The 24,539-nt window shown below is 40.8% G+C and carries 24 protein-coding genes; all 24 read right to left on the bottom strand.

Annotated features, from left to right (window positions below):
• Positions 1-2 precede the first annotated feature (2 nt).
• Positions 3-2,615 (bottom strand): translation initiation factor IF-2, encoded by a 2,613-nt coding sequence (gene infB, locus AC1DOK_RS06075; protein WP_477553432.1) that lies wholly within the window; start codon positions 2,613-2,615, stop codon positions 3-5.
• Between the two features lie 85 nt (positions 2,616-2,700).
• Positions 2,701-3,000, bottom strand: a complete 300-nt coding sequence (locus AC1DOK_RS06070; protein WP_477553349.1) for a YlxQ family RNA-binding protein — start codon at positions 2,998-3,000, stop codon at positions 2,701-2,703.
• Complete coding sequence (gene rnpM / locus AC1DOK_RS06065; protein ID WP_477553348.1) at positions 2,990-3,310, bottom strand: RNase P modulator RnpM; 321 nt, start codon at positions 3,308-3,310, stop codon at positions 2,990-2,992. Before rnpM ends, AC1DOK_RS06070 begins: the two co-directional genes overlap by 11 nt.
• Positions 3,311-3,343: 33 nt before the next feature.
• Positions 3,344-4,441, bottom strand: coding sequence for a transcription termination factor NusA (gene nusA / locus AC1DOK_RS06060; protein ID WP_477553347.1), 1,098 nt, complete (start codon positions 4,439-4,441; stop codon positions 3,344-3,346).
• A 49-nt stretch (positions 4,442-4,490) separates the two neighbouring features.
• A complete protein-coding gene (rimP, locus tag AC1DOK_RS06055) occupies positions 4,491-4,949 on the bottom strand; it encodes a ribosome maturation factor RimP (RefSeq protein ID WP_477553346.1) in 459 nt (152 codons plus the stop codon).
• 233 nt (positions 4,950-5,182) lie between these two features.
• Positions 5,183-9,493: a PolC-type DNA polymerase III gene (locus AC1DOK_RS06050; RefSeq protein ID WP_477553345.1), complete on the bottom strand. Its 4,311-nt coding sequence runs from the start codon at positions 9,491-9,493 to the stop codon at positions 5,183-5,185.
• A gap of 113 nt (positions 9,494-9,606) precedes the next feature.
• The gene (gene proS, locus AC1DOK_RS06045) at positions 9,607-11,064 is read right to left on the bottom strand and encodes a proline--tRNA ligase (protein WP_477553344.1); all 1,458 of its coding nucleotides are present in this window, start codon (positions 11,062-11,064) and stop codon (positions 9,607-9,609) included.
• A 106-nt stretch (positions 11,065-11,170) separates the two neighbouring features.
• Positions 11,171-12,436 carry an RIP metalloprotease RseP gene (gene rseP / locus AC1DOK_RS06040; RefSeq protein ID WP_477553343.1) on the bottom strand — a complete coding sequence of 422 codons (1,266 nt, stop codon included), beginning with the start codon at positions 12,434-12,436 and terminating at the stop codon, positions 11,171-11,173.
• A 326-nt stretch (positions 12,437-12,762) separates the two neighbouring features.
• Entirely contained in the window at positions 12,763-13,920 is a 1,158-nt protein-coding gene (locus tag AC1DOK_RS06035) for a 1-deoxy-D-xylulose-5-phosphate reductoisomerase (RefSeq protein ID WP_477553342.1), read from the bottom strand.
• Positions 13,921-13,936: 16 nt separating this feature from the next.
• Complete coding sequence (locus AC1DOK_RS06030) at positions 13,937-14,743, bottom strand: phosphatidate cytidylyltransferase (RefSeq protein WP_477553341.1); 807 nt, start codon at positions 14,741-14,743, stop codon at positions 13,937-13,939.
• Between the two features lie 34 nt (positions 14,744-14,777).
• Entirely contained in the window at positions 14,778-15,563 is a 786-nt protein-coding gene (locus AC1DOK_RS06025; protein ID WP_477553340.1) for an isoprenyl transferase, read from the bottom strand.
• Between the two features lie 60 nt (positions 15,564-15,623).
• Entirely contained in the window at positions 15,624-16,178 is a 555-nt protein-coding gene (gene frr, locus AC1DOK_RS06020; protein ID WP_477553339.1) for a ribosome recycling factor, read from the bottom strand.
• Complete coding sequence (gene pyrH, locus AC1DOK_RS06015; protein WP_477553338.1) at positions 16,178-16,909, bottom strand: UMP kinase; 732 nt, start codon at positions 16,907-16,909, stop codon at positions 16,178-16,180. Before pyrH ends, frr begins: the two co-directional genes overlap by 1 nt.
• Positions 16,910-17,090: 181 nt before the next feature.
• The gene (gene tsf, locus AC1DOK_RS06010; RefSeq protein ID WP_477553337.1) at positions 17,091-17,744 is read right to left on the bottom strand and encodes a translation elongation factor Ts; all 654 of its coding nucleotides are present in this window, start codon (positions 17,742-17,744) and stop codon (positions 17,091-17,093) included.
• A 100-nt stretch (positions 17,745-17,844) separates the two neighbouring features.
• The gene (gene rpsB / locus AC1DOK_RS06005) at positions 17,845-18,543 is read right to left on the bottom strand and encodes a 30S ribosomal protein S2 (protein ID WP_477553336.1); all 699 of its coding nucleotides are present in this window, start codon (positions 18,541-18,543) and stop codon (positions 17,845-17,847) included.
• Positions 18,544-18,818: 275 nt separating this feature from the next.
• A complete protein-coding gene (locus AC1DOK_RS06000; protein ID WP_477553335.1) occupies positions 18,819-19,289 on the bottom strand; it encodes a hypothetical protein in 471 nt (156 codons plus the stop codon).
• On the bottom strand, positions 19,286-19,909 hold the full coding sequence (locus tag AC1DOK_RS05995; protein WP_477553334.1) for a DUF6115 domain-containing protein: 624 nt from the start codon (positions 19,907-19,909) through the stop codon (positions 19,286-19,288). The genes AC1DOK_RS06000 and AC1DOK_RS05995 overlap by 4 nt, the downstream gene beginning before the upstream one ends.
• 14 nt (positions 19,910-19,923) lie before the next feature.
• Positions 19,924-20,256, bottom strand: coding sequence for a hypothetical protein (locus AC1DOK_RS05990; protein WP_477553333.1), 333 nt, complete (start codon positions 20,254-20,256; stop codon positions 19,924-19,926).
• 64 nt (positions 20,257-20,320) lie between these two features.
• The gene (locus tag AC1DOK_RS05985; protein WP_477553332.1) at positions 20,321-21,730 is read right to left on the bottom strand and encodes a DUF342 domain-containing protein; all 1,410 of its coding nucleotides are present in this window, start codon (positions 21,728-21,730) and stop codon (positions 20,321-20,323) included.
• Between the two features lie 17 nt (positions 21,731-21,747).
• Complete coding sequence (locus AC1DOK_RS05980) at positions 21,748-22,539, bottom strand: FliA/WhiG family RNA polymerase sigma factor (protein WP_477553331.1); 792 nt, start codon at positions 22,537-22,539, stop codon at positions 21,748-21,750.
• Between the two features lie 15 nt (positions 22,540-22,554).
• The gene (locus AC1DOK_RS05975; protein ID WP_477553330.1) at positions 22,555-22,959 is read right to left on the bottom strand and encodes a hypothetical protein; all 405 of its coding nucleotides are present in this window, start codon (positions 22,957-22,959) and stop codon (positions 22,555-22,557) included.
• A 2-nt stretch (positions 22,960-22,961) separates the two neighbouring features.
• Positions 22,962-23,456 (bottom strand): chemotaxis protein CheD, encoded by a 495-nt coding sequence (locus AC1DOK_RS05970; RefSeq protein WP_477553329.1) that lies wholly within the window; start codon positions 23,454-23,456, stop codon positions 22,962-22,964.
• Positions 23,453-24,040, bottom strand: a complete 588-nt coding sequence (locus AC1DOK_RS05965; RefSeq protein ID WP_477553431.1) for a chemotaxis protein CheC — start codon at positions 24,038-24,040, stop codon at positions 23,453-23,455. Before AC1DOK_RS05965 ends, AC1DOK_RS05970 begins: the two co-directional genes overlap by 4 nt.
• Before the next feature lie 27 nt (positions 24,041-24,067).
• On the bottom strand, positions 24,068-24,526 hold the full coding sequence (locus AC1DOK_RS05960) for a chemotaxis protein CheW (protein WP_477553328.1): 459 nt from the start codon (positions 24,524-24,526) through the stop codon (positions 24,068-24,070).
• Positions 24,527-24,539 lie beyond the last annotated feature (13 nt).

Below are 24,539 nucleotides of genomic sequence, written 5' to 3'. Positions count from 1 at the left end.
GATCACCTCTCTACAGTTTCCATGATGAAGGCTTCAATAATATCTCCTTCTTTAATATCATTAAATTTCTCTAAAGATATTCCGCACTCATAACCCTGAGCAACTTCTTTAACGTCGTCTTTAAAACGTTTAAGTGAATCGATTTTACCTTCAAGTACAACGATTCCGTTACGAATTAAGCGGATTTCAGCGTTACGAGAAATTTTGCCCTGAGTAATCATACAACCAGCAATTGTACCTGAACCGGTAACTTTGAACACGTTACGAACTTCTGCATGACCAGTAATATTTTCCTTAAATATTGGATCAAGCATTCCCTTCATCGCTTGTTCAATTTCTTCAATTACTGTATAGATAATCCGATGTAAACGAATATCAACCTTCTCTTGATCGGCTGTATTCTTAGCTTGTGGTTCTGGACGAACGTTAAAGCCGATAACAATCGCGTTGGATGCTGATGCCAAAATAATATCAGATTCCGTAATCGCACCAACACCATTAAGAATGATTTTGACACGAACACCTTCAACTTCGATTTTCTCAAGTGATCCTTTGAGTGCTTCGACTGAGCCTTGTACATCACCTTTAATAATCACATTCAAGTCCTTAACTTCACCTTCTTGAATATGCTTATACAATTCTTCCAAGGTAACTCTTGAATTCGCACGAACTTCTGATTGTTTAAGTGCAATTGCACGCTTATCAGCAATGTCACGAGCCTTGCGCTCATCTTCAAATACGATGAATGGATCGCCAGCTTGTGGAACCTCAGTTAATCCAGTAATTTCAACTGGTGTAGATGGGCCTGCTTCTTTTAAACGTTTACCTTTATCGTTAACCATTGCTCTGACACGACCGAAGCATACGCCAGCAACGAAGGAATCTCCCACTTTAAGTGTTCCGTGCTGGATTAATAGACGAGCAACAGGTCCGCGGCCCTTGTCTAGCTCAGCTTCAATAATCGTACCACGAGCACGTTTATCAGGATTTGCTTTATATTCTTGAACCTCTGCAACAAGCAGAATCATTTCAAGCATGTTCTCAAGACCGATACGTTGTTTAGCTGAAACTTCGCAGAAAATAGTATCTCCGCCCCACTCTTCAGGAACAAGTTCATATTCAGTCAACGATTGCTTAATTTTATCTACGTCTGCACCAGGCTTATCAATTTTGTTAACTGCAACGATAATAGGTACTTGAGCTGCTTTGGCATGGGCAATTGCTTCAACCGTTTGAGGCATCACACCATCGTCAGCTGCAACTACGATGATCGTAATATCTGTGACTTGAGCACCACGAGCACGCATTGTTGTGAACGCTTCGTGACCAGGTGTATCAAGGAATGTAATCTTCTTGCCACTTACTTCAACTTGGTAAGCACCGATATGCTGTGTAATTCCGCCTGCTTCGCCTTCACTTACACTCGTATGACGGATAGCATCAAGCAATGTTGTTTTACCATGATCGACGTGACCCATGATTGTAACAACTGGAGGACGTTCCATCAAATCAGCTTCGTCATCCTTCTCTTCAACTAATTCGAACTTATCTTCCTCAACAGGAATTTTCAGTTCAACTTCAACACCGAATTCCGAAGCAATCATCTGAACGGATTCAATATCAAGCTCTTGATTAATCGTTGCCATTACACCTAAGAACAACAACTTTTTGATAACTTCTGAAGCATCCTTGTGAAGCAGCTTAGCTGTTTCACCAACAGTCATCGAGCCACGCACAATAATTTTCTTCGGTGTGTTATCCACTTTTTCTTTCTTAACCTGATCTGCACCACGGTTATTTTTACCGTACTTCTGATTGCCACGCTGTCCACCTTTGAATGCACCTGGCTTGTTGTCATCAAATCTGCGTGGTGCTGGTTTAGATGAACGCTTGTTCTTATCATCAGAATCCGTACGTTTAGAATCTACATTACTTCCTTGACCTTGACGATCAAAAGATGGACGTTGACCCGCATCGCGGCGTTGTCCTTGCTGTGCAGCAGGTGCTGGACGGCTGGATTGCGATGTAGATGTACCTTGTCCCGGACGTTGTGGAGGTCTGCTTGCGCCTTGACCACCTTGACCTTGTCCTTGGCTATACGGTCTGTTCTGTCCGCCTTGACCAGCAGGCCCTCTCGAAGCACCATCACGGTTGTATGACGAATTCCCTTGTCCTTGACCTTGTGGACGACCATCATTACGTCTTGGTTGCGCTCCACTTCCAGTTGGACGTTGTCCACTACCCTGTTGATTCCCTTGAGACGAACTACTCGCTGGTCTGTTTTGCTGTTGTGCAGAAGCAGACGTAGGTTGAGATGGGGATGAAGGTCGTGATTGAGTTGTTGATGACTGAGCTTGGGCTGGAGCAACTGCAGGCTTAGCAGTTACATTAGCTTCTTTATCAGCCGCAGGCACTGCTGCAGGTTTCACAGGCGCGTTATTAGCCGAACTTGGGCTCTTAGGTGCATCAGTCGCACGTTTAGCAGCTGCATTTGATTTAAGATCAGAGAAAAATTTCTCCACACCAGAAACCGCATCATTCTCCATTACGCTCATATGATTATTTACAGGGATATCCAATCTTTTAAGTATTGTTATGATTTCCTTAGAACTCATATTTAAAGATTTGGCATATTCGTATACGCGAAGCTTATCTTTATTATTGTCGTTTTTGTTTGTCAATACCTTTCACCTCCGAGATTTATAGCAAGCTCTTACGCAGCATTTGCACGAACCCTGGGTCCACTACGGCAATAGAAACACGAGCTTCTTTGCCAATGCTTGCTCCGAGCAATTCACGTGTTCCATACACAAGAATTGGAACGTTGTAGGACGTACATTTATCATTAAATTTCTTACGAGTACCCTCAGATGCATCTTCAGCTATGATCACGAGTTTGGCTTCACCAGATCGAATCGCCTTAAGTACCGTTTCCTCACCAGTAACAAGCTTGCGAGCCCGCGTCGCTAGTCCGAGGCCTGAATAGAATTTAGCAGTCATCTGAGTCATCCGTCATTTCTTGTTGATTTTGAATAAATTCATCTTCCACTTTCACAAAGTCGGTTTCTAGCCGATCGTAGATGTCAGGACTAACATTCGCCTTAAGTGCACGATCAAGCGCTTTGCTTTTCTTTGCTAATTTGAAGCATGACTGCTTCCCACACAAATAAGCTCCGCGGCCAGATTGCTTACCCTTTAGATCGATCATGATTTCTTCTTCGGGTGTTCTAACGATGCGAATCAGATCTCGCTTCGACATCATGACTTGGCATGCGACACATTTGCGTAGAGGAATTTTGCGCTGTTTCATCGTTTTTCACCTCTTAACCTGAAATCAAACAAATTAATCTAAAGGAACAGCGTCAGGACGAGCATCTTCGGAAAGTGAACGTGGTCTTCCGTATTCCTGCTCAGCTTGTGCTTCACTTTTAATATCAATTTTCCAGCCAGTAAGTTTAGCAGCCAGCCTTGCATTTTGACCTTTGATCCCAATTGCGAGTGAAAGCTGATAGTCAGGAACGATTACTCGTGCCATTTTCTCACTTTCAAACACTGTGACCTCAAGTACCTTTGATGGAGATAAGCTATTTGCTACATACTCCTTGATATCTTCCATCCAGCGAACAATGTCAATTTTCTCACCACGAAGCTCATTAACAATCGTCTGAACACGCAATCCCTTAGGACCAACACAAGATCCGACAGGATCAACTTCTGGATTACGGGAATGAACGGCAATTTTGGAACGGAATCCAGCTTCACGAGCAACAGAACGAATTTCCACAACACCTTGGAAAATTTCTGGAACTTCAAGCTCGAATAAACGTTTAAGCAGACCTGGATGTGTACGTGAAAGAATAATCTGTGGACCTTTAGTCGTATTCTCTACTTTAGTTATATAGGCTTTGACACGCTCACCTTGTTTAAACGTCTCGTTCGGCATAATTTCATTTAGTGGCAATACAGCCTCTACTTTACCAAGATCAATATAGACATTGCGAGTATCCTGACGTTGAATAATACCAGTAACAATATCCTCTTCTTTCTCAATAAAAGCGTTGTAAATGAGTCCGCGCTCTGCTTCACGAATACGTTGAGTAACAACTTGCTTCGCTGTTTGTGCAGCAATCCGCCCAAAGTCACGCGGTGTAACTTCAATCTCAACGATGTCATTTAGTTGATAGTTTGAATTCATCTCACGTGCAGCATGCAATGAGATTTCAGTTCGCATATCAAGCATTTCTTCCATAACCGTTTTGCGAGCATATACTTTTACGACTCCGGTTTGGCGATTGATGTCAACGCGCACATTTTGCGCAGAATTAAAGTTACGTTTATAGCTAGAAATCATAGCTGCTTCAATTGCATCGATAAGCAGCTCTTTGGATATACCTTTCTCACGCTCAATGTCAGAAAGTGCTTCAATAAAATCGATACTCATTAGAAAACAGTTCCCCCTTTCAGAAATACGCGTATGCGTTTTTGGGCATTTAAAATACGATTGCAAGACGTGCGCTTGCCACTTTGGCATAAGGAATTGCGCTTTGCGTCTTGCTGGTTTGCACGACTAACTGTACACCGTCGAAAGATAACAATTTACCCTCGAATTCTTTGGTACCGTCGATCGCTTCATATGTAGTGATAAACACATTTTTCCCAACGGCTTTGCGTACATCTTCTGGTTTCTTGAGCGGTCTTTCTGCACCAGGTGAAGATACTTCAAGGAAGTATGCAGTCGAAAACGGATCATTCGCATCAAGCTTAACTGATGCATATTCCGAAATACGGGAGCAATCTTCGATATCGATTCCACCTTCTTTGTCCACATAAATGCGTAAGAACCAATTGCTGCCCTCTTTAACGTATTCTACGTCAACAAGTTCGTAACCGTTCTCTGTCAAAAATTCCGTCAACATTTCATCGATGATCGTTTGAATTCCAGTGCTCAATCGTACTACCCTCCTAAAATTCTTGTGCGCGATGCTAATTCGCAATTGAATGTGTGTGAGTTATAACCAAAAAAGTCTATAGCAAAATGTAAAGAGTGGGTTTCCCCACTCTTTGTTCACGAGAAGATATCTTCATTATTGCCAATATCAAGTATACCATAACCGCCAAGGCATTGACAATACAATTTCCAAAAGGTAAACCGACCTGAATCACTCTTAAACGCTTGTTTTTCTTAGAATAATGACAGCTGATTAGACTCTGGCAAACCGCGGAAGCAGCCCATTTCGTTCAGTAATTCAACGACAGTTTTGGATGCTTTGGCACGAATTTGAAAATCTTCAATTGACAAGTAATCGCCATCCTCACGAGCAGCTGCAATATTCTTAGCTGCATTCTCACCAATTCCAGGCATAGCTGAAAACGGAGGAATAAGTGAGTTACCATCAATGATAAAACGACTTGCATCAGAGCGATATAGATCAATTGGTTTAAAGGATAAGCCGCGTGAAGTCATTTCAAGTGCCATTTCTAGAATAGAAATCATCGACTTCTCTTTTGGCAATGCAGCGAAGCCTTTTTCTTCAATTTCTAATAACCGCTTGAGAATCGCTGAATGTCCTTGACAGAGTAGATCAAGTTCAAAATCTTCGGCCCGTACTGAGAAGTAGGTTGTGTAATACTGAATAGGATAATATACCTTGAAAAATGCGCAACGCACTGCAGAAATGACATAAGCAGCAGCATGTGCCTTTGGAAACATATACTCGATTCGTTCACACGATTCAATATACCAAGCAGGTACTTTATGCTCCTTCATATTATCTTTCCATTCATCTGTAAGCCCCTTACCTTTACGTACGCTCTCTGTAATCTTGAAGGCAAGACCAGCATCCATACCAGCTTTATAGATTAAGAACAACATGATATCATCACGGCAACCAATAACCGTCTTAATGTTACAAATCCCTTTACGAATCAGTTCTTGCGCATTACCAAGCCATACGCCTGTTCCATGAGATAGACCTGATATTTGTAGAAGATCGGCAAAAGAGCTTGGCATCGTCTCTTGAAGCATTTGTCGTACAAATTTTGTCCCCATTTCGGGAATACCATACGTGGCGACTGGCGTTCGAATTTGCTCCGGCTTAACACCGAGTGCTTCTGTTGAGCTGAAAATACTCATCACCTTAGGATCGTTCATCGGAATCGTCGTTGGATCGACACCCGTAAGATCCTGCAGCATTCTCATCATAGTCGGATCATCATGACCCAGAATATCGAGCTTGAGCAAGTTTGCATCAAACGCATGGTAATCAAAATGTGTCGTCTTCCATTCTGCATTTACATCATCTGCTGGAAACTGAACTGGAGTAATGTCTTCTACTTCCATGTAATCTGGAACAACAACAATTCCCCCAGGATGTTGACCTGTTGAACGTTTCACACCAGTGAAGCCCGATGCTAGTCGACTTACTTCAGCACTACGCCAGCTTTTATTGTTCTCTTCTGCGTATTTCTTCACATAACCGAAGGCTGTCTTATCTGCGATCGTACCTATTGTACCTGCACGGAACACAGCTTTGTCTCCGAATAATATTTTCGTATAATTATGAGCAATTGGCTGATAATCTCCAGAGAAGTTAAGATCAATATCCGGAACTTTATCTCCCTTAAATCCAAGGAATGTCTCGAACGGAATATCCTGACCTTCGCCCTTAAGCTTACCTCCACACTGTGGACAGTCTTTATCTTTGAGATCGAAGCCACTTGGTATGCTGCCATCTGTAAACCATTCATTATATTTACATTCTCCACAGACATAATGCGGTGGTAATGGATTAACTTCAGATATCCCTAAGAAGGTTGCGACAATGGATGATCCAACTGAACCACGAGAGCCTACTAGGTAACCATCTTCATTCGACTTCTTCACAAGCCGCTCCGAAATTAAGTAGTTGGCAGAAAAGCCGTATTTGATAATCGGTACAAGCTCCTTCTCCAGCCGAGCTACAACGATTTCAGGTAATGGATCTCCGTAGATTTGTTTAGCTGTATCGTAGCATGTATTACGTATTTCATCATCCGCACCCTCAATGATTGGGGTATACAGCTTATCATTAAACAGATCAAAGGACTCAAAATCATCTGCAAGTGAATTCGTATTCGTAACAACGACTTCTTTGGCTTTCGTCTCACCGAGAAAAGTGAATTCTTGTAGCATTTCATACGTTGTTCTAAAATGTGCATCCGGCTTATTCATCCCCTTCAAAGGAGAAAAGCCTGTAATGCCATTTATCGTAATATCGCGGCAAAGCTTATCTTTGGGATTCAAATAATGGACGTTTCCTGTAGCTACAACTCGTTTGCCAAGCTTCTCTCCAATTTGGCAGACCCGTTTGATAGCATCCTGAAGCTCAGTCGTAGAAGCAACAAATCCTTTTTCAATTAAGTGTTGATTATAGCTTACTGGTTGAATTTCAAGTACATCATAATATTCAGCAACAGATTCAGCTTCTTCAACGGATTTGTTGAGTACTGCTTCAAAGAACTCGCCTTTCTCACAACCTGATAAGATGATAAGACCTTCGCGAAGCTCTGTTAGTTTGCTTTTGGGAATACAAGCGACCCGGTGGAAATATTCGGTGTGAGATAATGATATAAGCTTGTACAAGTTCTTTTTGCCAATTTCATTCTGAGCATAAATACAGCAATGGAAAGGTCTTGCAGTTTTGAGGTTAGATCCAACAAAATCATTCAGCCTTTGAAGGTCATAAATACCACGTTCAGCCGCCTCGTTAATTAGATGAAACAGAATAGATCCTAATGCAATCGAGTCATCAATCGCCCTGTGATGGTTCTCCAGTGATACTTTGAACTTATCCGCAAGTGTATTTAGTCGATGGTTCTTCATATCTGGGAATAACAATCTAGCGAATTCAAGCGTATCGAGTGCAGCGTTCGTCATGTCTGGATGCCCTAATAGCTTTAAGTTAGCTTGGATAAAGCCCACATCAAACCGTGCATTATGTGCTACGAGAATAGAGTCCTCACAGAACTCAACAAACTTCGGAAGCATTTCAGATAGTTCAGGTGCATCCTGTACCATCTCGTCTGTTATATTCGTCAATTGCTGTATATGATAAGGAATTTTTTCATGCGGATTAATGAAGGTTGAGAAACGATCAATTTCTTTGCCATCTCGCATTTTGACTCCTGCAAGCTCAGTAATCTTATTATTAACGATTGATAATCCAGTTGTCTCGATATCAAATACCACATAAGTTGCTGACTTCATTTCGGCATCAACAGGCGCCATTACGATCGGTACCGAATCGTTAATGACATTCGCTTCTACACCAAATATAACTTTAATTCCATGCTTTTTGGCATTTTTGTTCGCATCAGGGTAGCTTTGCACACCGCTGTGATCGGTAATTGCGATTGCTTTGTGTCCCCATTTAACTGCTTGTTTAATGTATTGATCAACAGAAGTGATCCCATCCATCGTACTCATCGATGTATGGAGATGGAATTCCACCCTTTTCTCAGGCGCATCATCTTTACGTGATATTTCTAACGAAGCAATTTCATTAATATCCGAAGGAATCATGACAAGCTCAGGCGTTTGCATAAAGCGATCATACTCTACACGTCCACGAATTTTAATCCAAGTTCCATTAGACAGCAAGCTAAATATTTTCACATCTTCCTTGGTTTTCGCAAAAGCTTTCACCATTAGTGAATCTGTGTAATCCGTTATATTAAACGTGAACAAGGTTGATCCATTACGAAGCTCCTTAGAATCTAGAGCAAAAACAGTACCTTGCAACGTAATTTTCTTCTCTTCGTCTTGCACATTCATAATCGGCACGGCTACATCACGAATATCATATCCAACCATTAACTTTACATCTGCTTCAGGCGTGCTTGAGCTCGAATCATTTTCCTGGGAAGCTGAAATCATCATTTCCTGCGTAACGTTGCGTTCTTCTTCTTCAATTTGCTTAGCAAATTTCTCGAATTCTGCATTAGAGGCCTCATTTACTTGATAACGAACATGTAACTCCACACCGAAGAAATCGCGAAAAAACGAAACGATAAAATTGTCAATGTTGCGTTTTTTCGCCAGTTCCATTCCAATCGCATCGAGCATGTGCAGTGTTAATTGATTTCCCGCAACATCGACCTTTGCTGTCGTCATCCATCCGTTAATGCTGACTGCTTCTCGTTGTACCCATGTAATGAACATCGCCCAGTATTCATCCACCAGATCAGCTGTCGTCACACCATCAAAATGCGTGACAAAACGTATTTTCGCAATATGTGCATGCTTGTCCGCGATCATTTGACAGAATGGACGAAATACATCATGTGGTACAAGCTTTGGAACAACCATGTGAAATTTCCAATCAGCTGTCTTACGGCTAACCTCCACCTGATCCAAGTACGCATCTGCAAAATAGTTCTGTGCGATGTCTGCTGGAACACCTGATTGGTTCATAAGCAGCTCAAATCGCTTGCGTTTCTCCCCCATTTGGCTCATGCGTGAAATCCTCCTTCAATAAGAAAGGGCAAAGGAATAATTGCATCGCTTTGCCCATCCATTATATTTATTAATCACATTAATTACTAAACTAACAAAAACAAAAACAAAAACTAATAGGAACGTCCAAAAACTACAGTATGTTTAGCTGCTTCTCCACAAACTAGACATTTCGTTTTCTCTTCAATTGGAGAGAATGGAATGTTACGCGAAGTTGCACCAGTTACTTCCTTAACATGTGTTTCGCATGCATCAGAACCACACCAGCCTGCTGTAGCAAATCCACGCTTCTCTTCTAAGAATGCTGCGAATTCATCTACAGTATCGACAGCAACCATATTCTCATCACGGAAGCTCTTCGCACGCTCAAACATTTGGGTATGAATTTCTTCCAGCATCTTCTGAACTTCTACAACGAAATCCGTTTGCTGTACGATACGCTTCTCACCTGTAATACGAGATACAAGGACAACAACACCGTTCTCCATATCACGTGGTCCAAGTTCAACGCGAAGCGGTATACCACGCATCTCGTACTCGTTGAATTTCCAACCTGGGCTTTGATCCGGGCGAGCGTCTACTCTTACACGAACGCCTGCAGCTTTAAGCTCAGCATACAATTCATCTGTGCGGGCAATAACTTGGTCTCTCGTCTTCGCAGGACCAATCGGAATCATGATAACCTGTGTTGGCGCAACCTTAGGTGGCATTGCAAGTCCACGATCATCACCATGCACCATGATAAGAGCACCAATGAGTCGTGTAGACACGCCCCAAGATGTTGTATGTACAAACGTATGTTGATTCTCACGATCTAAATATTTAATATCAAAAGCGACAGCGAATTTAGTACCTAAATAATGCGAAGTACCTGCTTGGACCGCTTTACCATCACGCATCATCGCTTCGATCGAGTACGTATCAACAGCACCTGCAAATCTCTCAGATGGTGTTTTTTGACCAACGATAACAGGGATTGCAAGGAAGTTCTCTACAAAGTCACGATAAATATCTAGAATCTGCATTGTTTCTTTGCGTGCATCAGCTTCATCTTCATGTGCTGTATGCCCTTCTTGCCATAGAAACTCACTTGTTCGTAAGAACGGCATCGTACGTTTCTCCCAACGAACAACGTTAGCCCATTGATTAATTAGAAGCGGCAAATCACGGTATGAATTGATCCATTCTGCGTACATATGTCCAATCATCGTCTCTGAAGTTGGGCGAATGGCTAGACGTTCTTCTAGTTTCTCTCCACCTGCTTCAGTTACCCATGGTAATTCTGGATTGAAGCCTTCAATGTGCTCTTTCTCCTTTTGAAAGAAACTCTCAGGAATAAAGAGTGGGAAATAGGCGTTACGGTGACCCGTTTCTTTGAACCTACGATCTAGCTCGCGCTGAATGTTCTCCCATAACTCATAGCTATCAGGTTTAAATACAATACAACCGCGTACAGGTGAATAACTCATTAAATCGGCTTTCTTAATCGTATCCAAATACCAGCGAGAGAAATCTTCGCTTTGTGGAGTAATTTCTTTAACAAATTGTTTATCTTGTTTATCGTTCGACATAATATCCTCCCAAAAGCTTTCCAAAGGAAAACTTGCATCGTAAGCATTAGCTATAAACTTGCTTCAACCATTATAACCGAATAAGTAGTTGTTTGACTACTTTATATTAGCTTGTAAATAAGCGAACAATGTCATTATAAGTAACAACAACCATTAACAGCATCATCGCCGCAAACCCGATAAAATGCACGATACTCTCACGCGCCGGATCAATTGGTTTCCCTCTAACTGCTTCAATTCCAAGGAAGACGAGTCTAGAGCCGTCAAGCGCTGGAAATGGAAGTAAGTTAAATAAGCCAAGATACAAGCTGAAGATTGCAGTCCACAATATATAGTAAGATAATCCATGGGAGGCAAAATCAGATGTAATTTGAACAATTCGAACAGGTCCACCAAGATCATCCATCTTCACTTCACCGAAAACGAGTTTCTTAAAGCCGTCAATAATGTTAACTGTCCAGCTAGAAACTTGATCCCATGTGCCCTCAAACACTTCACCAACTGAAGCCGTTCGCTTATCGCTACCAAGTACAACCCCAACAAGTACACTGCCTTGAGCTTTATCCATTTGCGGAGTAACTTGTAAACTTAATGATTGACTATTTCGAATCACAGACCATTCCATTGGTTTATCAACGGATTCTTGAATCATTTGTTTTAACTTAACTGTGTCTGATCCGACTTGCTGACCATTGACAGATGTTACAACATCACCAACCTGCAATCCCGCTGTCTGTGCAGGTGTAGCAGCGTTAACTTGATCAAGCTTAATATTCGATGGAATCCCTTGCATCATGACAACAACGGCAAACAACACAATAGCCAGCAAGAAATTCATCACAGGTCCCATGAAGATTGCGAGTGCACGCTGGCCAACTGTCTTAGATCCAAACTGACGATCATAAGGAGCAATTTGGGTTTCTGCCCCTCGTGTTACCATCATAGCTTGCTTATCAATATCAAACATTACATGCTCGTCATCTACCAGAAGACTTACTTGTAATTTCTTATTTAGATCAATATCTACCACTTCGCCTTGAATCACATTTGCACGCTGTTCAAGTTGATCCAAGTATAAGAAGGCTACTTGCTCCTGCTTGTTTAACTTAACTGCAATCGTCTGACCTGGCTTAATTTCAATAATCTCAGGATCCTCACCAGCCATACGTACGTAACCACCAATTGGAAGTAAACGAAGTGTATAGCGCGTCTCCCCTTTTTTGTATGAGAACAGCTTGGGTCCAAACCCAATCGCAAATTCACGCACGAGAATACCTGCACGTTTTGCAAAGTAAAAATGTCCGAATTCATGTATCGTAACCAAAACAAAAAACAACAAGATAACCTTAAGAGTCAATTCTATAGCAGACAAAACGTACCTTCCTCCTTTGAACTTATACCCGAGTATGTGAAATAACACAAAGCATATTAGCACCAATGTTACTCGAGGAAATTTTTTATGTTATTAGATTACATGAATTGATAAGCCAAAACAAGTAAACAGCTTCTGAAGAAGTATACGTAAGTTAATCCTTTTGGTAACAAAAAATGTCTACTATCATATTCATTAACCTTTGTAGAAGCTTCAGGTTGTTTATAAAGTCTATATACAATTTATGTGCCAAGCCTGTTATTCATTCGTTAACAGAAACAAAATAAGAGAGTTTGACAGCATCAAAGCTATCTCACTCTCTTGATCTAACCTATATTTGTAATTACTTTGGCGGCTGTTATTCGTGCCCAGCTATCCGTTTGCATGATCGAATCCAAATCTGGATTTGCAATGATATCATGCTGATCAATTGTCCGGAGAATAACTTCCTCAATAGCTAAGAAAGAGATGCCTCCATCCAAAAACTTAGCTACCGCAATTTCATTTGCAGCATTATATACTGTTGGTGTAGTCCCGCCTGCTCGTCCACATTCATAGGCCATTCGCATACATGGATAACGATTCATATCCATCTCACGAAAATGTAGCTTACCAATCTGCGCTAAATCTAAGTGCGAAGTAGTGTTTGAAATCCGATTTGGATAGGTAAGTGCATATTGAATAGGTACACGCATGTCTGGATTTCCGAGCTGGGCTATAATACTATGGTCATTAAATTCTACATACGAGTGAATGATACTCTCGGGATGAATAATAACATCAATATCATCAAAAGGCATATCAAACAGCCAATGAGCCTCGATTACTTCAAGACCCTTGTTAACCATCGTAGCAGAATCAATGGTAATTTTCGCTCCCATCGACCAATTCGGATGCTGCAGTGCTTCTTGGACAGTTACACCCCGTAGCTGTTCACGTGTTCGATCACGGAAAGATCCGCCAGAAGCCGTTATTGTTAGCTTACGAACATCTCCGCGCCGCTCACCGTTCAAGCATTGAAAGATTGCGGAATGCTCGCTGTCAATTGGAAGAATGGCAACACCGTTCTTACGAGCTGCTTCAGTTACAATGTGACCAGCGCTCACTAACGTTTCCTTGTTAGCAAGTCCGATTGTCTTTCCAGCTTGAATCGCCGCTAATGTTGGCCTTAGTCCTTGACTACCGACAAGTGCTGAAACAACATAATCAGCATCAGTCCCAGCTGCAACCTCCTGCAAACCCTCATCACCGTAATAAACTTCCACATGAGCTGGTACATGCTGTCTTAGCTCATCCGCCAGTTGTTTAGTCGAAATAGATACCTTTCGAGGTGAGAACGTCTTAATTTGCTCTAGCAATAATTTTATATTTGATCCTCCAGCTAGCCCTTCTACACGAAACTGTTCTCTATGCTGTGCAACCACATCTAGAGTTTGTGTTCCTATAGAACCAGTTGAGCCTAGGATCGCAATTGATTTATTCATCATACACCTCTAAACATTACAGGTTAAGAGTTAATAAGCCTAATACATGAACAATTGGAAAGGCAATTAGCCAAGAGTCCACACGATCTAGCACACCGCCATGTCCAGGAAGAATTGTGCCAGTGTCCTTAATACCTTTAACACGCTTGTAGGCTGATTGAATAAGATCACCAAATTGTCCGAATATGGCAACAACGAGCCCAATCAGAAGCGCTTGAGGCACAGTAAGAAGCTCTGGAGCTAATAGTGCAAAGCAAACAGCTCCAACAAGAGCAATCACAATTCCGCCTACGGAGCCTTCAATTGACTTCTTCGGCGAAATCGTTGGCCATAGCGGGTGTTTACCAAATTTAACTCCGACAAAATAAGCACCTGCATCAGTAATCCATACACAAACGAAAATTAGTAATGTGTAGAACAGCCCACCAGATTCAAGTAATCTTATGGATATCATATAGTGAAATCCATAACCGATATATACTGCGCCAAGAAATATGGCAGCAGCTTGATCGATTACAAAACGATTTTTACTTATCACATTAACCGCTAGTAACAGAAACATAGCAATCCACAGGATATTATAATTAAGGGTAATCCCTAGATCAAATTGCTTAACTTCCCATGGAATAGCAATCCATAGCAAAAGTAATAAACCAACTAACGAAGCAAGCTTGAATTTTAGCAGATCAAACATGCGTATGTATTCATAATATCCGATCGTTGCCATCAACAGAATCAGCCCTGAATACCAATAACCACCCAAATATAATAAAGACAAGAACGCTACTGCCGCAATTACGCCTGTAATGATGCGTTGCTTCAACGCAAACTCCTCCAATCGCTATTTCCGATTGATACTACAATCCCCCGTATCTTCTACCCCGCTGTTGATATTCAACAATTGCTTGATAGAAATGGTCCTCTGTAAATTCAGGCCATAGAGCATTCGTAAACCATAACTCGGAGTAGGCAATTTGCCACAGCAAGAAATTACTTAATCGCTGTTCACCACTTGTACGAATTAAGAGATCCGGATCTGGCAAGCCCGCAGTTAACATATAATCGGAAAACCTATCCTCATTAATTTCTTCAGGATGAAGGTTTCCTTCTTTCACATCTATCATCATTTGCTGAATACCACATAGCAATTCCTTACGTCCGCCATAATTCAAGGCAAAATTAAGAATCAAACCCGTATTCCCTTTGGTTCGCTCAATCGCGTCCTCAACTGCCTTTAACGTATGGGGAGGCAAGCCATCCTTCCATCCCGTCATGCGAATTTGGACATTATTCTTCATAAGGTCTTCAATTTCAAGCGGAAAAAACTCCTGTGGCAGCTTCATCAGGAAGTCTACTTCTTCTTTCGGTCGTTTCCAATTCTCCGTTGAAAAAGCATACATGGTGAGCACTTTAATACCAAGTGCATTCGCCACAAGTGTTATATTCTTGACATTTTTCATTCCGGAATGATGCCCCGCAACGCGTGGCAAACCACGTTGCTTCGCCCATCTTCCATTTCCATCCATAATAATAGCGACATGGGCAGGAATATTATCTTTATCAACTGCCTCGCTACTATTACGTGAATGTTGTGATGAAATAGAAGACGAAGGGCTGAACCATTGTTTCAAACGCTTCCACATGTGCATTTCCCCCAATAAAGGAAAGACTAAAACCCCCGTTAAATAGGGGGTTATGTTAAATTATACTTCCATGATTTCTTTTTCTTTAGAAGATAATACCTTCTCAACTTCTGCAATGTATTTATCCGTAAACTTCTGGATATCATCCTGATGTCCTCTAGATTCATCCTCAGAAATACCAGATTTCTCTAGTTTCTTAATGTCATCATTTGCGTCGCGACGAATATTGCGAATTGCAACCTTTGACTCTTCGCCAGTCTTGCGTGTTAATTTAACAAGCTCTCCACGACGTTCTTCAGTCAATGCAGGAACAACTAGTCGAATTAACGAACCGTCATTCGCAGGAGTTAGTCCAAGCTCTGACTTCATAATTGCTTTCTCAATCGCACCAATAGATGTTTTATCCCATGGTTGAATGGTTAAGGTTCTTGAATCAGGTGTTGAAATATTAGCAAGCTGAGAAACAGGTGTCATAGCTCCGTAATATTCAACTTGAATACGATCAAGTAATGCTGGAGTTGCACGTCCCGCTCTAAGTGAAGCAAGTTCCCTTTTTAATGAACTAATAGCTTTGTCCATGCGTTCTTCCGCATTTTTTTTAATGGACTGTGGCATTACGATACACTCCCTTTTACTATCGTTCCGATTTTTTCGCCTAGTACAACACGTTTAATATTACCACTATCTGTAATTGAGAATACAATAAGAGGCAAATTGTTGTCCATACAAAGTGAAGAAGCCGTTGCGTCCATGACGCCTAAGTTTTTGTTAAGCACATCAAGGTAAGTAAGTTCGTCGTATTTAACTGCAGTTGGATCTTTGAACGGATCTGCTGAATAAACGCCATCCACTTTGTTCTTAGCCATCAGAATAACTTCAGCTTCGATCTCCGCGGCACGGAGTGCGGCAGTCGTGTCTGTTGAGAAATAAGGGTTACCTGTTCCTGCAGCAAAAATAACGACTCGACCTTTCTCCAAATGACGGATTGCACGTCTGCGAATATAAGGCTCTGCAACCTGTTGCATATTTATCGATGATTGTACACGTGTTGGAACACCGCTATTCTCAAGCGCATCTTGCAAAGCAAGAGCGTTCATTACCGTTGCTAGCATTCCCATATAATCAGCTGTTGCCCGATCAATCCCTTTGGCTGAACCGGCAATACCTCTCCATATGTTGCCACCACCGACAACGATTGCTACTTCAACACCAAGATCAACAACTTCTTTCACCTGCTGGGCAACAGAAGTCATCATTTCGGATTCAATACCGTATCCTTGCGAGCCTGCTAATGCTTCTCCACTCAATTTTAACACAACACGTTTAAATTTAGGTTGCTTTAACACTTATTACCCTCCGTTTCGAAACAAGAACATTCAAAAGAAAACTGCATCTACCGCTTATAACAGCGATACAACACCCTCTTAAATTGAATCAGAAGAGCATAGAATAAATTTATACTTTCCAATTCTCTAAAAAAGAAGGAACACAGGGTGTGTTCCAGCTTTGTTTATGATCTTGTGTATATTAAAGTTTAGCTTGTGACATAACTTCTTCTGCAAAGTTTTCAACTTTCTTTTCTAAGCCTTCACCAAGCTCAAAACGTACGAAACGACGGATCGAGATATTCTCACCAATTACAGAAATTTTCTCATTAACGATTGTTGAGATTGTTTTGTCTGGGTCTTTGATGAAGGATTGCTCCATTAAGCAGTTCTCTTCGTAGTACTTAGCAATACGGCCTTCAACCATTTTATCAACGATTTTTTCTGGTTTACCTTCGTTAAGCGCTTGGTTACGAAGAATTTCTTTTTCCTTCTCAATCGCATCTGCTGGAACTTCTTCACGACGAACATACATTGGGTTAACAGCAGCAATTTGCATTGCGATGTCTTTAACGAAAGCTCTGAATTGATCTGTTTTAGCAACGAAATCAGTTTCACAGTTTACTTCGACAAGAACACCTACACGACCGCCAGCGTGTATGTAAGATTCAACAAGACCTTCAGTTGCAATACGACCAGCCTTGTTCGCTGCTGCAGCTAAACCTTTTTCACGAAGAATTTCTGAAGCTTTCGTAACATTACCTTCTGCTTCGTCTAATGCTTTCTTGCAATCGAGCATACCTGCACCCGTTTTTTCACGTAGTTCTTTAACCATTGCAGCTGTAATTACCGCCATTGACAAAACCTCCCAATATTTACTTGATCACTTTAAAAAAAGGGCGGCGAGAGGCTCTTACACCTTCAAACCACCCTTCTTTGGAATTTCTATTTAACTATTAAGCGTTGTTTTCTTCACCTTGATGAGCTTCTACTACTGCATCTGCAATTTTAGCTGTAAGTAGCTTAACTGCACGAATCGCATCGTCATTACCAGGAATAACATAATCGATTTCGTCTGGATCACAGTTAGTATCAACAATACCAACGATTGGAATACCAAGTTTACGAGCTTCCGCAACTGCGATACGCTCTTTACGCGGATCAATAATGAATAGCGCGCTTGGCAAACCTTTCATATGCTTGATACCGCCCAAGAATTTCTCAAGGCGATCTTTTTCTTTGTTAAGAATGATAACTTCTTTCTTAGGAAGAACGTCAAAAGTACCGTCAACTTCCATTTTCTCAAGTGCGTGTAAACGATCGATACGCATTTTGATTGTTTTGAAGTTAGTAAGAGTACCACCCAACCAACGTTGGTTAATGTAGTACATTCCACAACGTTCCGCTTCTTCTTTCACGGAATCTTGTGCTTGTTTTTTAGTACCAACGAACATAATAGTACCATTGCCTTCAGCTACAGATTTAACAAAGTTGTAAGCTTCCTCAACCTTTTTAACTGTTTTTTGAAGATCAATAATGTAAATGCCGTTTCTTTCAGTGAAGATGTATTTGTCCATTTTTGGATTCCAACGACGAGTCTGGTGACCGAAGTGTACCCCAGCTTCTAATAACTGTTTCATGGAAATTACTGCCATCCTCACACACCTCCTCTATAATGGTTAATTTTGTGCTCCTCCGCCATTCGCATCTTTACGCAACACTTATCATCCGATAAGCACCATTGCATAAATTGAACTGGCGTGCGTTTTAACACCGCTAATAACTATACCATATATGTGATTCATAATGCAATAGATTATGCATAACATTTTTCACTTAAGATCCTCTATGTGTTCTAAACATATTATGCAGCCGAGTATTTTACCAACCTATAACAAAAACCCATGAGCTCTGTCCATAGGTCTTATCATCAAGTTTGAGGTTTTACTAAATTATCAATGATTTCATCAAATGTTGGTGTACCTTTAAATAAATGAACACCAGTACGAATTTTGCCTGTTAATTTGCGCTTGACCATTTCATTCATAAAGGCATCCGAATCCGTAATTAGTTCACTACTATTTAGCATCTTAACAACCTCTTCAGTTGTCGTTCGATAAGCTACATATATGACAGTTTGCTTCTCAATCTCAGGCGGCGAGGTAGCTGGAGCAGTCGGTACTGGTGAGACTTTGGCCTGCTTGTCCAGCGCTTCCTTAACTCTGAGTTCAAGCTCCTGATTGAATTCATCTTGAGAGTAAACCTTTGCTGGGTCCAGCTTATCTTGTACCTGTGCTAAGGGAGCATCATTACTACTAGGTATCACGATCATTAACTGTAACAGTATGGCGCCTACAATCATACCAATGCCGATTCCCATCCAAAGCTGTCTCTTGTTCATTGGGGGGCCTCCTCTTGTTTGGAGAGCATTAAGATTAGAGAGATTTCACCCTTGTTTTTACCGAGTTTTTTGGCAATATACTCAATTGACTTGCCATTCTCATACATACTAAATAGTTCCTCATATCTATTTTTCAAGGTTGGAAGGATAGTTGGAACATCTTCAGCAGTTTCTTCTTGCACTGTTTCTTGATTTACTTGTCTATTCATTAATTCATCTGAGACATTCGTGATTTCCTTATTTGCTTGTCTAGATGTATCTTGCTCGATAATCACTTCACTCTGTGATGGCCTAACATTTTGCTGAAGTTCATTCAATGTTACTTTAAGATAAGTCATTTCCTGTGCCATGTCCAACGTCTGTTTTTCCAAGAACTCAATTTTACCTGTCTGCTTTGCTAGATGAAACTCATAATCACGTTTCGTATCTTTAAACAAATGAACAAGAGCCTCATTCTGCTCTTCTAAATCAGATGCAAAAAGCTCAATGGTTTGTTCAAACTCTTCCAAGGATTGATTATTTTGTTTAGGGGATTGTTTAGCATTCTTATTTAGAATTTGTGCGAACACAATAATAATAAGACCTATTAATACGATATAAAATAACGGTTCATCAGTCATACGCTCACCTATTTTCACATAGTTAAATCGATATGGCGCCCTTTATAGGGGTGTTTGCCTGATTGCTCGTTAATTCGCTCTTGTTCGGATTTACCTTGTTTCGCGTCCTGTTTGCCCTTCCCATCACGTCCGTTAGACTGTTGTTCCTCTTGGTTCGCATTAATCTGTCTGCCTGTTGTAGATTGTGTCTTCGTAGTTTGGGTTCTCTTCTGTTGCAAGGCACGATCAGATTCATGACCTATCATAGCTTGTTCTGCCATCGGCCTCTGTACATGTTGACCTTGTTTAATTCCGGCTTCATCATTCTTGTGAATAACAAATTGTAGATCAGCCCCATTAACATGCATAAGATGAACCTCCTCACTTCAAAGTGCATGTGACACAATCAAAATTCAGTTACAAGAAAACTGATTATGCGTACGGTATAATAGAAATTTCACCATCTGATAGACTAAAGGTACAGTGCGATAAAGGATCCTTCACAAATTTCGTATAACGACCAATAACGATTCTCACGCCTCCATACACAGTCGAGAAAACATTAACCTTCGCATTTTCTGTGTCTTCGAGCTTTTTTTCCAATTCCAATATGTGTTCTCTAAGATCGTTCTGTTCAGAAATAATTTGTTTTTTGGATTGACCTAGCTTAACACGCATTGCTACTTTATCTGGTGAAAGCTGCCCGGCACTAGCAAGTTGATCTAGTATCGAGAGTGCTTTGTTCGACTTATCTAAGTTCTCCATTAGCACTTTAAGCTGATTACGCAATTGAATTAGTTCATTACGAAGTTCAGGTAGAACACCTACCTCAACAACAGTAGCAGTTGACATGGCATTACCAATTGTACGGCACATTACACGCTCACCAGCCTGTATCGTACCTCCAACAATTAAACCTCTAGCACCCAAACAATTTACAGTATTATGAGCGCGTATTGTTGAGTGCATGATACTCTGTGACACGGTGATGTTATTACCCGATTCTACTAATGCATCCTGAATAAACGAGCTTCTGATATCACTTCCTGCTTTGATTTTGGCTTTATTCTGGCCTAGTATACCAGCAGCAATATCAATAGAGCCACTTGCTTCAAGTTCAGCGGCTTCAACGCCACCCGTTATGCGTATATCACCTTCAGCTTTAATTTTGAAACCTGGTTGCACATTCCCACGAATGACTACAGTTCCAACAAAATCAATGTTGCCAATGGAATAATCTAGATCACCATTCACTTCATAAACCGGAAATACGTTAATTTTATCACGATCTGTTTTGGTGACCATACCATCAATAGCAGCATAAACTGCCATTCCATCTTGATCTAAATATACATTCTTCCCGAGTTTAAACCGCGCTTCTTTACCTTGGATTGGCATGAGAATTTCACCAGTGATCGATTTCCCTGGAGTCCCCTCTGTTGCTAAATAACGTTGACCAATTATTTGATCTTTCTTGACGTTGCTTATAGTTACCAATTCTTTATAATTAACCGTACCATCCTCAAGCTGTAGTGGTTTTTGGGGAGCGGCATTCATATCAAATACATACTTTATGCTTCCATTTCGACCGTCTATAGGCTTAGTTCCGCTAGCAATAACCGTCCTTGTGTACATATAGGATTTGGGGTCCTTCGCGACTTCAATCAAATGCGCAAAGTTAATTCCGAACACTACATTCTGCTTACGAATCACTTCATGAAGCTGTTCGACTGTAATTATGAAAGAATCTGGTACCATCATAAATTGTAAATATGCATTTAACTTATCATCTGATAAAGTGATCTGTATGATTTTATCAAATGGTATATTCTGATTCCACATAACCTACACCACCTCCGCTAATAGCTATCTTCAAAGAGTTGAACCTTATATCGACCTAATGCGCCTCGCATTCGTAAGATGGCTTTAGAATGCAATTGTGATATGCGAGACGGTGATAAATTCATAACTTCAGCTATTTCACTAAGTGACAATTCTTCATAATAGAACAACGATACAACTGTACGTTCTTTTTCAGTAAGCTTATCAATTGCACGAGCTAACGTTTCCTTTAGGAAAAATTCATTGACCTTGTATTCCGGATTCTTGGCTTTTTCATCAATAATCAATGAAAGTCTAGTCTCAGATTCTTCCTCACGTATGGGATCGTCAATTGAACACACGGTTGTTACTGCTAATTCTTGGATCATCTGAGAAAACTCTTGTTCGCTTACTTCTAAATAAGCGCACATCTCTACATCTGTAACTGAACGTAAATGCTGCTGTTCCAACTTCTGATAAGCGTCCTCAATTTTTTTGGCCTTTTCACGAACGGATCGTGGAACCCAGTCACCTTGTCGTAAACCATCAATAATTGCCCCACGAATACGCCAAGTAGCATAAGTTTCAAACTGTAGTCCACGCTCATAATCAAATTTATCGACAGCGTCAATTAAGCCCATAGCTCCAAAGCTTTGTAAATCTTCTAGAGACACTGTCCTAGGTAGTCCAATGGAAAGCCTACTTGCAACATAGTCAACTAAAGGCAGATGAGATTCGATAATCTGCTGTTTAGCCTGCAACGATTGGTGTATTTTCCATTGTTTCCAAAGCTCGATATTTGCAAGATGTGACTGCTTTTTATCGATCATTCCATTTCACCGCCCTTAATTTGCTGACAGGTGACGAACCGCTTGCGCTAGACGCTCGGGATCCGACTCAGTTTTCGTTTCTAACTTTGGTGGGTTAAGTGGAGAGAAATCGGATTCAATCACACTTGATGCATTGGTATCCTCATCAGGTGTAACCAAATCAAAATGCTTTCCTACATGAGATTGCTCTGTCTCTTTATGTATTTCTTTAGATGCCTGAACATCTGTTACAGGATTTTTAGTATGTAGTAATAGTCCAATGACCCAACGAGCTACAAAAAGGAGAACAAACATAATTACAAAACTATAAAGTCCTCTTAAAAAGGAAGTAATGAATAAGTTTGTTTGAATAGAAAGCAAAAAAGTTCCTACAAATGCTACTAAGCCCCCAATAACATTCCAAAGTATAGTTCCAATCATAATCACATTTCCTTTACACCATGTTGAATACTTCGAATTTGCAATATCCCAGTTTCAGCATTGAATTCGATTGTTCGACCATAATTCGCACCTGTGTCCTCACCAATGATAGGAATCGTATATTGATGAAGCATAATTTTGCATGACTCTATGTTTCTTGGACCAATGCGCATCGTGTCTTGACCAGATGCAAAGGCAAACATTTGAGCCCCACCAGCCATTTTAGCTCTCATCCGATGAACAGAGGCACCTAGGTTCGTCATACGTCTAATCAATTCAGGTATAGCAGTGTCTGCATATTTAGCTATGTTAAAATTATCTTCTCTAGCAATATCAGAAGATGGCAACATAACATGAGCCATTCCTGCAACTTTTACATATGAATCATACAGAGTTAAACCAACACATGATCCGAGTCCTGTTGTCTTAAGCACTCCGGTCGAGTGCGCAACATTTAGATCAGCCATGCCTACCTTGATCAAATTATCTTGATTCATGCATGCTCTACTCCCAGAGATGCAAAAATTTCTGAAAATGAATCCGGGTCAGGAATAAAGAAAAAATGACCTTTCACCTCATGAGTTCCTTCCAAAAATTTCGTGTCTATCAACAATGCTTGATCTCCCATGTGACCGGATTGAATGAGACCAAAACTTAATATGGCACCCGCCATATCAATGGCTAATGCTGGAACAGAAGGTACCATAGTCAGTTTAGTGAAATCAGCTAACGAAGAAAGATAGGAACCAGCAAGAATATTGCCGATTTCATTCAGAGCCGATAATTCCATTTCTGAGAACCAAGCTTCATCTGCCATTTCAATTCCTACCATTTCCTCAAGCATGTTTTTAGCAGATTCCAGATTCATGATAAAAAATAGATTACCTGGAGCTTCACCTACAACACGGAGATAGATAACAAGGACTAGTTCTTCGGGTCCGCCAACTACAGAAGCAATTTCTTCAAATGGAAGAATATTAACAATCGGAACAAGCATATCTACGGGCTTATTAATAAGAACGGAAAGTGCAGTCGCAGCGTGACCTGCACCAATATTCCCGATTTCTTTAAGCACGTCCATCTGGATATCCGCTAGTTGCTTCACAATTTATACCTCAAGTTCTTCTAGTTGTAGAAGTTCCTGCTTATTAAGTACTTGTTCTAGATTCAACAATACAAGCAGTCGATCTCCTATTTTCGCGATACCGTCTAAATATTTAGCACGAATTCCGCCTACAATTTCGGGTGGATTCTCAACTAAATCGGAATCAAGATCCGCTACGTCGTTCGCTGAATCAACAATCATACCAACCTCTATATCCCCTGTTGATACGATGATCATACGGGAATTATCAGTAAGTTCCATCTCTGGTAACCCAAATCGAGAGCGTAAATCGATTACAGGTATAACGACACCACGCAAATTAATTACGCCTTTAATAAAAACAGGTGTTTTAGGGACGCGAGTTAATTTCTGCATTCTTTCAATTGTCTTCACTTTCTCAACTTCAACACCGTATTCTTCATGACCTAACGAAAAAACAATGATTTTTTTCTCTTCTGCCATTTGAGGAAACCTC

This window comes from Paenibacillus sp. P5_B5, from assembly GCF_056400365.1.
The sequence above is the reverse complement of the archived record's forward strand: the minus strand, read 5'-3'. Positions and strand labels throughout refer to the sequence as shown.